Origin of the sequence: Azospirillum thiophilum (assembly GCF_001305595.1) — a bacterium.
Lineage (GTDB): Bacteria > Pseudomonadota > Alphaproteobacteria > Azospirillales > Azospirillaceae > Azospirillum > Azospirillum thiophilum.
The window spans coordinates 2940552-2952559 of the sequence record NZ_CP012401.1 but is presented as its reverse complement, the minus strand read 5'-3'; the positions used below and the strand labels follow the sequence as shown (position 1 = coordinate 2952559).

The window sequence follows — 12008 nt, the reverse complement described above, 5'->3', positions numbered from 1 at the left end:
CGTGACGGGGGGATAAGCTCCGGCTGCGGGTATATGTCGCGCTAAAATGGCGTGATCCCTGCATAAACCGGCGTTCGCTGACAAACCCAACCATGGACCGCGCAAACAGATCGCGGTACGAATGAACAGGGTGGATGGAGCGCCGGCGGGAAGAGACGACCGCGGGCCATGACGAGCGTCGCGGCTAAGAAGGGGTTGGGGATGAAAAGGCAAAGCCTGTGCGCCGCCGGCCTGGCGGCGGTCCTGTCGATGGTTGGCGCCTGGAACGGCGCGCTGGCGAACGAGCCGCGGCCGTGGGAGATGGGCATGCAGCCCTCCGCCTCGCCGGTGAAGCACCTGATGGGGTCTTTCAACGACCTGCTGACCGTCGTCATCACGCTGATAGTCATCTTCGTCGCCGGGCTGATCGCCTATTGCGCCGTCCGATTCAACGCGAAGGCGAACCCGGTCCCGTCCAGAACCTCGCACCACACGGTGCTCGAGGTCGCCTGGACCGTGGTGCCGGTGATCATCCTGATCGTGATCGCCGTACCGTCCTTCAAGCTGCTCTACGCCGCGGAGCGCATTCCGCAGGCCGACATGACCGTCAAGGTGACGGGGCATCAATGGTACTGGGATTATGAGTATCCCGACCATGGCGGCTTCACCTTCTCCAGCTACATGATTCCGGAAGCCGACCTGAAGCCGGGCCAGCGCCGCCTGCTCGAGGTCGACAACCGCGTCGTCGTTCCGGTCAACGCCACCGTCCGGGTGCTGGTCACCGCCGGCGACGTCATCCATTCCTGGGCGATCCCGTCCTTTGGCGTGAAGAAGGACGGCGTGCCCGGCCGCATCAACGAGACCTGGTTCAAGGCCGAACGTGAAGGCGTCTATTACGGCCAGTGCTCGGAAATCTGCGGCACCAACCACGGCTACATGCCGATCGTGGTGGAGGCGGTGTCGAAAGAGGCGTTCGACGCCTGGGTCGCCAAGGCCAAGACCGCCTACGCGCCCGATGTCGCGCCCGCAAGCCGCGACGTGGCGCAGCGTCCGACGGAAACGCTGGTCGAGTGACGGCAAATCGCCCCCCGGTAGCGGGCCGGGCGGGGGCACGACGCGACAAGAAGAACCTACCCAGCCGCCGCCCATCCCAGGGACCGGCGCAGGCGGCCAGGGACAGCGACAAAGGGTTGAGACATGGCAAACGCCACACCGGAACATGGGCTTGGTGAGCATGGGCATGAGCACGGGCATGACGACCACCACGTCCCCGGCTTCGTGCAGCGCTGGTTCTATTCGACCAACCACAAGGACATCGGCACGCTCTACCTGATCTTCTCGGTCATCGCCGGGCTGATCGGCGGGCTGTTCTCGGTGATCATGCGGGCGGAGCTGCAGTCGCCGGGCCTGCAGTTCGTCGCCGACGGGCAGGTCTGGAACATGCTGATCACCGCCCACGGCCTGATCATGGTGTTCTTCGTGGTCATGCCGGCGCTGATCGGCGGTTTCGGCAACTGGTTCGTCCCGCTCATGATCGGCGCGCCCGACATGGCGTTCCCGCGCATGAACAACATCAGCTTCTGGCTGATCGTGCCGGCCTTCCTTCTGCTGCTGGGTTCGGCCTTCGTCGGCAACGGCGCGGGCACCGGCTGGACGATCTATCCGCCGCTGTCCTCGACGCTGGGGCACAGCGGGCCGTCGGTGGACATGGCGATCTTCGCGCTGCATCTGGCCGGCGCCAGCTCGATCCTGGGCGCGGTGAACTTCATCACCACCATCTTCAACATGCGCGCCCCCGGCATGACGCTGCACAAGATGCCGCTGTTCGTCTGGGCGATGCTGGTGACGGCCTTCCTGCTGCTGCTGGCGGTGCCGGTGCTGGGCGGCGCCATCACCATGCTGCTGACCGACCGCAATTTCGGCACCACCTTCTTCAACCCCGAAGGCGGCGGCGACCCGATCCTGTTCCAGCACCTGTTCTGGTTCTTCGGCCACCCCGAAGTCTACATCATGATCCTGCCGGCCTTCGGGATCATCAGCCACATCGTGTCGACCTTCTCCAAGAAGCCGGTGTTCGGCTATCTCGGCATGGCCTATGCCATGGTCGCCATCGGCGTGGTCGGCTTCGTCGTGTGGGCGCACCACATGTACACGGTCGGGCTGGACGTGAACACCAAGGCCTATTTCACCGCGGCCACCATGATCATCGCGGTGCCGACCGGCGTGAAGATCTTCTCCTGGATCGCCACCATGTGGGGCGGGTCGATCGAATTCCGGGTGCCGATGCTGTGGGCGTTGGGCTTCATCTTCCTGTTCACGGTCGGCGGCGTCACCGGCGTGGTGCTGGCGAACGGTGGTCTCGACAACTACATGCACGACACCTACTACGTGGTCGCGCACTTCCACTATGTGCTGTCGCTGGGTGCGGTGTTCTCGATCTTCGCCGGCTGGTACTACTGGATCGGCAAGATGTCGGGGCGCCAGTATCCGGAGTTCTGGGGCAAGGTCCATTTCTACACCACCTTCATCGGCGTCAACCTGGTGTTCTTCCCGCAGCATTTCCTCGGCCTGTCGGGCATGCCGCGCCGCATCCCGGACTATCCGGACGCCTTCTGGGGCTGGAACATGGTCTCGTCGCTGGGCGCCTATCTCTCCTTCGCCTCGACGCTGCTGTTCGTCTGGATCGCCTGGAAGACCCTGCGCAGCGGCGAGCGGGTGCCGGGCGCCTATTGGGGGCCGGAGGCCGGCACGCTGGAATGGACGGTCAGCTCGCCGCCGCCCTTCCACGCTTTCGAGACGTTGCCCCAGGTGAAGTAGGCATGCTAACGGGCGGGCATCGCACGGAGACAATGCCCGCCACAAGGGACGCCGCTACAGGGCGGTCCGGGCGACGGAACCCGGGTTAGACGACAAGGACCAAGCCATGACCGATATGACCAGTGACCTGACGCTCGACCACAGGGGAGGCGCGTCGGCCGGCGACTTCATCGAATTGCTGAAACCGCGGGTCATGTCGCTGGTGGTCTTCACCGGTCTGGCCGGCATCGTGCTGGCGCCGGGCCACATCCATCCGTTCCTGGCCGCGGTCGCGGTGCTGTGCATCGCCGTCGGCGCCGGGGCGTCGGGCGCCATCAACATGTGGTACGACCGCGACATCGATGCGGTGATGACCCGCACGGCGAAGCGGCCGATCCCGTCCGGCCGGGTCGAGCCGGCCGAGGCGCTCGGCTTCGGCATCACCCTGTCGGTCCTGTCGGTCGTGGTGATGGGGCTGGCGGTGAACTGGACGGCGGCGGCGCTGCTGGCGCTGACCATCGGCTTCTACGTCCTGGTCTACACCATGTGGCTGAAGCGCCGGACCCCGCAGAACATCGTCATCGGCGGCGCCGCCGGCGCCTTCCCGCCGATGATCGGCTGGGCCGCGGTGACCGGCGGCGTCGATCTGCCCTCGATCCTGTTGTTCCTGCTGATCTTCCTGTGGACGCCGCCGCATTTCTGGGCGCTGGCGCTGTTCCGCAACGGCGACTACACCCGCGCCGGCGTGCCGATGATGCCGGTGGTGGCGGGGGCGGCGGCGACCAAGCGCCAGATGCTGGCCTACACGCTGGTCCTGCTGCCGGTGGCCGCGGCGCCGTCCTTCGTCGGCATCGCCGGGCCGGTCTATCTGGCGGTGTCTCTGGTGCTGGGCCTGATGTTCGTCGCCTGCGCGGTGCGCGTGCTGCGCGCGGCCGACGACGGGCCGGCCAAGAAGATGTTCGGTTTCTCGATCCTGTATCTGTTCCTGCTGTTCGCCGTGATGATGGCCGAGCGGCTGATCCTCGGAGGATGGGCATGACCGTGATGGAACGCGACGACCTCACCGGCGTCCGGCCGGATTCGGCGAAACGGGATCCGGCGAAGCGGCAGGAGGCGGCGTTGCGGGCGAAGAAGCTGCGCAACCGCAACCTTGCCGTCCTGGCCGCCCTGCTGGCGCTGGTCGTGCTGTTCTACGCCATCACCCTGGTCCGGATGGGCGGGGGGCACTGATGGCGGGGGGCGACGACAGGCTGCGCCGCCGCAACCGCCGGGTTCTCGGCTCCCTGTTCGGGCTGGTGCTGGGCATGATCGGGCTGACCTATGCGTCGGTCCCGCTCTACAGCCTGTTCTGCGCCGTCACCGGATTCGGCGGCACCACCCAGCGTGCCGAGGCGGCGGCGGCGCGGGTCGTCGACCGCAAGATCGCCGTCCGCTTCAATGCCGACACCAATTCGGCGCTGCCCTGGTCGTTCAAGCCTGAGCAGAGGGAACTGGTGCTGAAGCTGGGGGAGACCGGATTCGCCGCTTACCGGGCGGAGAACCGCGGCGCCAAGCCCTCCGTCGGCACCGCCGTCTACAACGTCACGCCTGACAAGGCCGGTGCCTATTTCAACAAGATGCAGTGTTTCTGCTTCACCGAGCAGATCCTGGAGCCCGGCCAGGTCGCGGACATGCCTGTGGTCTTCTTCGTCGACCCGTCGATGGCCGACGATCCCAACATGGACGACGTGACCACCATCACGCTGTCCTACACCTTCTTCCGCGCCAAGGACGGCGAGGCCCGGCTTGCCCAGCAGGCCGCCGTCCCGTCCGTGGCGCCGGGGGCCAACAAACAAAAGGCGGAGCCGGGGGCGACCGCCACAAACTAACCATATGGGGTAGTGAGACGATGGCCGACATCACCCACGGGCAAATGCCGCACGCCGAACCGTCAGCCCACGGACCGGGCGCCGGCATCCCGCATCCCTACCATCTGCTGAAGCCCAGCCCGTGGCCGCTGATCGGTGCCTTTTCCGGCGGGCTCCTGGCGACCGGCCTGGTCGTCTTCATGCATGGCGGCGGCAAGCTGCTGCTGATCCTGGGCGTGCTGGCCATCCTGGTCACGATGTTCGGCTGGTGGCGGTCGGTGATCCGGGAATCGGTGGTGGAGCATGCCCACACGCCGGTGGTGAAGATCGGCCTGCGCTATGGCATGGCGCTGTTCATCGCCTCGGAGGTGATGTTCTTCGCCGCCTTCTTCTGGGCCTTCTTCCATGCGGCGCTGGAGCCCAAGGTTTCGCCGATCAACCCGGATGCCATCTGGCCGCCGCCGAACGTCCATGTCATCGACCCGTTCGACATGCCGCTGATGATGACGCTGACCCTGCTGCTGTCCGGCGTCACCGTCACCTGGGCGCATCATGCGATCATCGAGGGGCGCAACCGCGAGGCCGCCAAGGCGCTGGGGCTGACCGTCCTGCTGGGTGTGCTGTTCTCCTTCTTCCAGGTCTACGAGTATGTCCACGCCGCCTTCAAGTTCACCGACGGCATCTTCCCGTCGACCTTCTACATGGCGACCGGCTTCCACGGCTTCCATGTGCTGGTCGGCACCATCTTCCTGGCGGTCTGTTGGGTCCGCACGGTTAAGGGGCACTTCACCCCCGGCAGCCATTTCGGCTTCGAGGCGGCGGCGTGGTACTGGCACTTCGTCGACGTGGTGTGGCTGTTCCTGTTCGTGTCGGTCTACTGGTGGGGCGGCCATGGCGGCGTGATCGCCGCCCATTGACGCCACCGGTGGTCGAGCCGTTCCGGCGGCCCATATTGATCCCGGAACGGCCCGAACCGAAGGTGCAGAGCGCGTGACCGAGTATCATCCCACTGTTTCGCCGTTGTCCGCGGGACTGCGCTGCCTTTGCCCGCGCTGCGGCCGGGGGAAGCTGTATACCGGCTATCTGACGGTGGCGGAGCGTTGCGAGTCCTGCGGCCTGGACTTCTCCCAGGTCGACAGCGGCGACGGGCCGGCGGTGTTCCTGATCTTCATCCTGGGGTTCCTGGTGGTGCCGGTCGCGCTGTGGGTGTCGATGAACGTCGACTGGCCGCTGTGGCTGCATGCCATCGTCTGGAGCATCGTCGTGCTCGGCCTGACGCTGGGCATGTTGCGGCCGGCCAAGGCCTATGTCGTCGCCTTGCAGTATCGTTACCGCCGCAGCGAGGTCGAAAAGGGATGAGTGCCGCGCCGGTGGCCGCGGGGGAGCGCCGCCGCTTCCGCCCGTCGCTGGGGGCGACGCTGGTGACGCTGCTGGGGCTGGCGCTGACCATCGGACTGGGGACTTGGCAGCTCGAGCGGCTGCGCTGGAAGACCGACCTGATCGCGCGGATCGACCGGCAGATGGCCGAGCCGCCGCAGCCGTTGCCGGCGCGCATCGACGACCCCGATGCGTGGGAATTCCGGCCGGTGACCCTGTCCGGCCGATTCCTGAACGACAAGGAAATGCTGCTGATCGCGCGGCCGCAGCAGGGGCAGGTCGGCTATGAGGTCCTGACCCCCTTCCAGCGGGCCGACGGCGGCGGGGTTGTTCTGGTCAACCGCGGCTTCGTGCCGATGGACCGCCGCGATCCGGCGACCCGCACCTCCGGCCGGGTGGAGGGGGAAACCAGCCTGCGCGGAGTCGTCCGGCTGCCGCAGCCGGCCGGCCTGTTCCAGCCCGGCAATGGCACCCCTGCGCCGGGAGCGGCTGCCGGATCGGCCGGCGGATCCGTCTGGATGCGGCCCGATCCGCCGGCGATGGCGACGGCCTTGTCGCTGGCGGACGTGGCGCCGGTGGTGGTGGAGATTTTGCCGGGCCAGACTGCCGGCCGCCCGGATGCTCCGGCCGGCATCCGGCCGCGCGTGGAGCTGCCGAACAACCATTTCCAGTATGCCTTGACCTGGTACGGGCTTGCGGCGACGCTCGCCGGGATCTACGTGCTGTCCCAGCGCAAACGCGCCGACACCGGAACCGACGGACACCCCGATGACCGCATATCAGGATCTTGAGCGCCGCCATGCCCGCATCGCCGCCATCGGCGATGCGCTGGGCATTCTCGGCTGGGACACCCAGACGATCATGCCGGAGGGCGCAAACGACGGCCGGGCCGAGCAGACCGCGACCCTGTCGGTGATCGCGCATGAACTGGCGACCGACCCGCGCATGGCCGACCTGTTGGCCGAGGCGGAAAGCGATGACGGTCTCGACTCCTGGCAGCGCGCCAACCTGCGCGAGATGCGCCGCCACCATGTCCATGCCACCGCCATCCCCGGCGAACTGGTGGAGGCGACCAGCAAGGCGGTGTCCGTCTGCGAGATGACCTGGCGCGCCGCGCGTGCCGAGGGCGACTTCGCCATGCTGCTGCCCTCGCTGAGCGAGGTGTTGGCCCGCGTCCGCGAGGGGGCGGAGGCGATGGGCGCGGTGATGGGGATCAGCCCCTACGACGCGCTGCTCGACAGCCATGATCCCGGTGCGCGGGCCGAGCGGATCGACGTGCTGTTCGCCGATCTGTCGGATTTCCTGCCCGACCTGATTGGCCGGGTGCTCGACAGGCAGGCGGCGTCACCGGTCCCGCTGCTGCCGGAGGGACCGTTTTCCGTCGAGAAGCAGCGCGAGTTGGGCGTGCGGATGATGGAGCGGCTCGGCTTCGATTTCCGCCGCGGACGGCTGGACGTGTCGCTGCATCCCTTCTGCGGCGGGGCGACCGGCGACGTCCGCATCACCACCCGCTATGACGAGGCCAACTTCACCGACGCGCTGATGGGTGTGCTGCACGAAACCGGTCATGCGCTGTACGAGCAGAACCGTCCGCGCGCGTGGCTGAGCCAGCCGGTCGGGCAGTCGCGCGGCATGGCGGTGCATGAGAGCCAGTCGCTGCTGATGGAAATGCAGGCCTGCCGCTCGCCCGAGTTCATCACCTGGCTCGCGCCGGTGGCGCGTGAGGCTTTCGGCGGCGAGGGGCCGGCCTGGGAGGCCGGCAACCTGCGCCGGCTCTACAGCCGGGTGGAGCGTGGCTTCATCCGCGTCAACGCCGACGAAGTGACCTATCCGGCCCATATCATCCTGCGCTACCGGCTGGAAAAGGCGCTGATCGCCGGTGATCTGGCGCTGGCCGACCTGCCGGGGGCCTGGAACGACGGCATGGCCGAACTGGTGGGGGTGGTCCCGCCCGACGACCGGTTGGGCTGCCTGCAGGACATCCACTGGCCCGGCGGCGGCTGGGGCTATTTCCCCAGCTATACCCTGGGCGCGATGACCGCTGCGCAGCTGTTCGAGGCGGCGCGCACCGCCGATCCGGAGATCGTTCCCGCCCTGTCGCGCGGCGAGTTCGCGCCGCTGGTGGCATGGCTGCGGGTGAATGTGCATGAGACCGGCTGTTTCCATGCGTCGGGCGACGATCTGCTGACCGCGGCGACCGGCCGGCCGCTCGACGCAACCGTATTCAGGCGCCATCTGGAGCAGCGGTATCTCTGAACCACCGCTCGCGAGGGGCGTGCGGAAGCCTCTTGCGGGATGCCGGTGTGTGGTTTCCTGTGGGGAAACCGCGAAGCAAGTGGAGCCGTGGACAAGAAAAAAGGCCGCCCCATGGGGCGGCCTTTTTTATAAGGGAAGCTGAGGGCAGCTTACCCCCTTGCGGTGGTCCGCAGCGTCTCTTCCGCGGCGCGGATCAAGGCCATCGACTTGTTGACGGTCTCCTGATACTCGGCCTCCGGGTCGCTGTCGGCGACGACGCCGCCGCCGGCCTGGACATACATCATGCCGTCCTTCAGCACCGCGGTGCGCAGCGCGATGCAGGTGTCCATGGCGCCCGACGCGCCGAAATAGCCGATGCAGCCGGCATAGACGCCGCGGCGGGCCTTTTCCAGTTCGTCGATGATCTCCATGGCCCGCACCTTCGGCGCGCCGGACACCGTGCCGGCCGGGAAGCCGGCGACCAGGGCGTCGAGCGCATCGAACTTCGGATCCAACTCGCCCTCGACGTTGGAGACGATGTGCATGACGTGGCTGTAGAGCTCGACGATCATCTTGGCCGTCACCTTGACGGTGCCGATCTTAGCCACCCGGCCGACGTCATTGCGGCCGAGGTCGAGCAGCATCAGGTGCTCGGCCAGTTCCTTCGGATCGCTCAGCAGGTCGGCGGCCAACGCCTCGTCCTCCGCGGTGGTGGCGCCGCGCTTGCGGGTGCCGGCGATCGGACGGACGGTGACCTTGCCGTCGCGCACCCGCACCAGGATCTCCGGGCTGGAGCCGACGACGGTCAGCTCGCCGAAGTCGCAGTGGAACAGGAAGGGCGACGGGTTCAGGCGGCGCAGCGTGCGGTACAGCGCCAGCGGCGACGGCTTGAAGGGGAAGCGGATGCGCTGGGACGGCACGACCTGGAAGATGTCGCCGGCGCGGATGTACTCCTTCGCCTTCTCCACGATCGCGTGATACTCCTCGCGCGTCGTGTTGGAGGTCCAGGCCAGCGGCAGACCGTCCTCGGTGCGCGGCTCGCGCCGGTAGGGCAGGGGGCGTTCCAGGTCGGCCAGCGCATCGGTCAGCCGTTCGCGGGCATCGGCGTAGGCGGTGGCGGCATCCTTGCCGGCCTTCGGCCAGACCGGCGTCACCAGCGTGATCGAATCGGTGTGGCTGTCGAAGATGGCGACGATGCTGGGCCGGGTCAGGATGGCGTCCGGGATGTTCAGCTCGTCCGGATTGTCGTCCGGCAGCCGCTCCATCAGCCGCACCATGTCGTAGGTCATGTAGCCGAACAGGCCGGCGGCCATCGGCGGCAGTTCCGCCGGCAACTCGATGCGGCTCTCGTTGATCAAGGTGCGCAGGGCGTCGAGCGGCGCCGCGTCGAGCGGACGGTAGGCGTCGCGGTCGTGCAGGGCGTCGCGGTTGATCTCGGCCTCGTTGCCGCTGGAACGCCAGACCACGTCCGGCTTGAAGCCGATCACCGAATAGCGGTCGCGCCGCGACCCCGCCCCGCGCTCCGCCGATTCGAGCAGGAAGCCGAAGGGGCGGCCGTCGGCCAGCTTCATGTAGGCGGAGACCGGGGTCTCCAGGTCGCTGACCAGCGTGGTCCATACCACCTGCGGCCGACCGGCGGCGTAAGCGGCATCGAAGGCGGTGGTATCGGGCTGGACCTTCACGGCACGGGACCTCTTGTTTCCCCTGGCCTCGGCGTCGATGCGCCGGAGCCTCAGTTGCTGGCGAAGAACTGGTCGATGCGCTGGCGGTGGATCTGCACCGGGTACTTGTCGCGCAGCGCATTGGTGAACTCGGCCACCAGATCGTTCTCCATGCCCTGTTCGACCGAGGCACGGACCGGCGCCAGATCGGCGTCGGCGGCCTTGGGATCGGCCGGGACGATCTCCTTCAGGCGGGCGACGACCTGGGCGTCGGCGGTGGAGCCGTCGACCACCTCGTTCGGCTTGGCGGCGAACAGCTTGACGACCATCTCGGCCGGCAGCCCTTCGACCGACTGGGCGTCGCGGGTGAAAGGGGTGGTCATGGCGAAGCTGGCGCCGGCTGCGGTGGCGACGTCCTGTGCCGCAGCCTCCGCCCCCTGCTTCAGGCGGTCGGCGATCTCCTGCGCCTTCTTGGCGGCGCGGTCGGCGCGCTGTTCCTGCTGCCAGTCGGCGATGACCTGATCGCGCACGTCGGCCAGCGGACGGACGGCGGCGGGGATCACGCTGTCGACGCGGACGGCGAGGAAGTTGCTGCCCTCGCCTTCGGTCAGGTTGGAGGTCGCGCCCGTCCGCAACTGGAACGCGTTGGCGAGCTGCGCCTTCAGGCCCGGCAGGTCGGGGGCGGCATCCTTGCCGTCCGGCGCCTTGCCGGTGCTGTCGATGGCGGCGACCTTGGTCAGGGCCAGGCCCTGCGCCTGCGCCACCTCGTCCAGAGACGCGCCGCTGGCGAGCTGGTCCTCGACCCGGTTGGCGATGGAGAAGACGGAATCGAGCGCCTGCTCCTTCTTCAGCTCTTCGGCCAGCTGGACGCGCACATCCTCGAAGCTCCTGGTCGTAGCCGGGGTCATGCCGGTGACGGCCATGACATGCCAGCCGAGCGCGCTCTTCACTGCGTCGGAGGTCTTGCCGGCGTCCAGCGCAAAGGCGGCGTCGCCGATCTCCGGCAGGTCGGTGCGGGCGATGTTGTCGAGTGTCACCGGCTCGACGCCCGCCTCCTTGGCGGCCTCGCCCAGCCCCTTGACCTTGGCGGCCTCGGCGATCTGCTTCGCCTTCGCCTCGTCGTCGACCACCACCATCTGCACGGTGCGCTTCTCGGGCGCGCCGAATTCGCTGGCGCGCTCTTCGTAGGCCTTGCGCAGTTGGGCGTAGTCGATCTGGATATCCTTGGCCAGCGCGTCAGGCGACAGCCGGGCCACCGTCAGGGCGCGGTATTCCGGTGCGGTGAAGCGGACCTGATGGTCGTCGTAGGCCTGCTTGATCGCCGCGTCGTCGGGCACGCCGACATCGCCGATCGAGGCGTTGGGCAGGGTCACCACCTCCGCCACGCGCTTCTCGCCGCGGTAGCGGTAGAGATCCTGCACCAGCGGCGCCGGCGGGGTAACGGCGGCGGCGACAGCGCCGGCCACCAGCTGGCGCGCCGTCTCGCGCTGGATCATCGCGACATAGCCGTCTTCGGTCAGCTGGTTGTTGCGCAGCACCGAGCGGAAGATGTTCGGATCGAACTGGCCCTGCTGGTTGCGGAAGGACGGTTCGTCGGCGATGCGCAGCTTGATCACCTCCTGCCCGACGGAGATGCCCATGTCGGAGGCCGCGAGGTCGAACAGGGTGCGCTGGATCAGCGATTGCAGCGACTGTTCCAGCAGGCCGAAGCGCTTGGCCTGTTCGGTGGTCAGGGTGCCGCCCAGCATCGGGCGCAGCCGTTCCATCTGGCGGCGGAATTCCTGGTCCAGCGCCTGCTGCCCGATCTCCACCTTGCCGACTTCGGCGACGGTGGTGGGGGTGGAGGAGCGGAACACGTCGCCGATGCCCCATACGCCGAAGCTGAGGATCAACAGCACGAACAGGATCTTGACGACCCAGGAGCCGGCGAAATTGCGGATGAACTGGAGCATGGGACCCTAAACTGAGCGCGTCGTTCGGCCATCCGGCCAGGGCGGCGCATCATAGATAGGGGATGGTGGGGCGGCAACAGCCCTTTTCCACGCGACGCTTGCAAGTGGCGGATACAAATGGTGCGCCTGCCTTGCGGCCGGGCACGAAAACGCGAACGCCC

Annotated in this window: 11 protein-coding genes; 9 read left to right on the top strand and 2 right to left on the bottom strand. The window is 67.6% G+C overall.

Annotated features, from left to right (window positions below; translation table 11 throughout):
• Positions 1-201 precede the first annotated feature (201 nt).
• The 9 genes from coxB (at position 202) to AL072_RS13595 (ending at position 8255) form a co-directional block, all read left to right on the top strand.
• Positions 202-1053, top strand: a complete 852-nt coding sequence (gene coxB, locus AL072_RS13635) for a cytochrome c oxidase subunit II (RefSeq protein WP_045582098.1) — start codon at positions 202-204, stop codon at positions 1051-1053.
• 123 nt (positions 1054-1176) lie between these two features.
• Entirely contained in the window at positions 1177-2796 is a 1620-nt protein-coding gene (ctaD, locus tag AL072_RS13630) for a cytochrome c oxidase subunit I (protein ID WP_045582099.1), read from the top strand.
• A gap of 106 nt (positions 2797-2902) precedes the next feature.
• The gene (gene cyoE / locus AL072_RS13625) at positions 2903-3814 is read left to right on the top strand and encodes a heme o synthase (protein ID WP_045582100.1); all 912 of its coding nucleotides are present in this window, start codon (positions 2903-2905) and stop codon (positions 3812-3814) included.
• On the top strand, positions 3811-4005 hold the full coding sequence (locus AL072_RS13620) for a hypothetical protein (protein ID WP_045582101.1): 195 nt from the start codon (positions 3811-3813) through the stop codon (positions 4003-4005). Before cyoE ends, AL072_RS13620 begins: the two co-directional genes overlap by 4 nt.
• Positions 4005-4643 carry a cytochrome c oxidase assembly protein gene (locus tag AL072_RS13615; protein ID WP_045582102.1) on the top strand — a complete coding sequence of 213 codons (639 nt, stop codon included), beginning with the start codon at positions 4005-4007 and terminating at the stop codon, positions 4641-4643. Before AL072_RS13620 ends, AL072_RS13615 begins: the two co-directional genes overlap by 1 nt.
• Positions 4644-4663: 20 nt before the next feature.
• A complete protein-coding gene (locus AL072_RS13610; protein WP_200909760.1) occupies positions 4664-5539 on the top strand; it encodes a cytochrome c oxidase subunit 3 in 876 nt (291 codons plus the stop codon).
• A gap of 73 nt (positions 5540-5612) precedes the next feature.
• Positions 5613-5981 (top strand): DUF983 domain-containing protein, encoded by a 369-nt coding sequence (locus tag AL072_RS13605; RefSeq protein ID WP_045582103.1) that lies wholly within the window; start codon positions 5613-5615, stop codon positions 5979-5981.
• The gene (locus AL072_RS13600) at positions 5978-6790 is read left to right on the top strand and encodes an SURF1 family protein (protein WP_045582104.1); all 813 of its coding nucleotides are present in this window, start codon (positions 5978-5980) and stop codon (positions 6788-6790) included. The genes AL072_RS13605 and AL072_RS13600 overlap by 4 nt, the downstream gene beginning before the upstream one ends.
• A complete protein-coding gene (locus tag AL072_RS13595) occupies positions 6768-8255 on the top strand; it encodes a carboxypeptidase M32 (RefSeq protein ID WP_045582105.1) in 1488 nt (495 codons plus the stop codon). Before AL072_RS13600 ends, AL072_RS13595 begins: the two co-directional genes overlap by 23 nt.
• 149 nt (positions 8256-8404) lie before the next feature.
• On the opposite strand, the gene trpE is transcribed toward AL072_RS13595, so the two are convergent.
• Entirely contained in the window at positions 8405-9916 is a 1512-nt protein-coding gene (gene trpE, locus AL072_RS13590) for an anthranilate synthase component I (protein ID WP_045582106.1), read from the bottom strand.
• Positions 9917-9966: 50 nt separating this feature from the next.
• On the bottom strand, positions 9967-11847 hold the full coding sequence (locus AL072_RS13585; protein WP_045582107.1) for a peptidylprolyl isomerase: 1881 nt from the start codon (positions 11845-11847) through the stop codon (positions 9967-9969).
• Positions 11848-12008 lie beyond the last annotated feature (161 nt).

Bases quoted from the DNA above. Each gene is read 5' to 3' on its own strand.
- coxB (WP_045582098.1), top strand. From the start codon at position 202: ATGAAAAGGCAAAGCCTGTGCGCCGCCGGCCTGGCGGCGGTCCTGTCG.
- AL072_RS13600 (WP_045582104.1), top strand. From the start codon at position 5,978: ATGAGTGCCGCGCCGGTGGCCGCGGGGGAGCGCCGCCGCTTCCGCCCG.
- AL072_RS13610 (WP_200909760.1), top strand. From the start codon at position 4,664: ATGGCCGACATCACCCACGGGCAAATGCCGCACGCCGAACCGTCAGCC.
- AL072_RS13615 (WP_045582102.1), top strand. From the start codon at position 4,005: ATGGCGGGGGGCGACGACAGGCTGCGCCGCCGCAACCGCCGGGTTCTC.
- cyoE (WP_045582100.1), top strand. From the start codon at position 2,903: ATGACCGATATGACCAGTGACCTGACGCTCGACCACAGGGGAGGCGCG.
- AL072_RS13595 (WP_045582105.1), top strand. From the start codon at position 6,768: ATGACCGCATATCAGGATCTTGAGCGCCGCCATGCCCGCATCGCCGCC.
- AL072_RS13620 (WP_045582101.1), top strand. From the start codon at position 3,811: ATGACCGTGATGGAACGCGACGACCTCACCGGCGTCCGGCCGGATTCG.
- AL072_RS13585 (WP_045582107.1), bottom strand. From the start codon at position 11,847: ATGCTCCAGTTCATCCGCAATTTCGCCGGCTCCTGGGTCGTCAAGATC.
- ctaD (WP_045582099.1), top strand. From the start codon at position 1,177: ATGGCAAACGCCACACCGGAACATGGGCTTGGTGAGCATGGGCATGAG.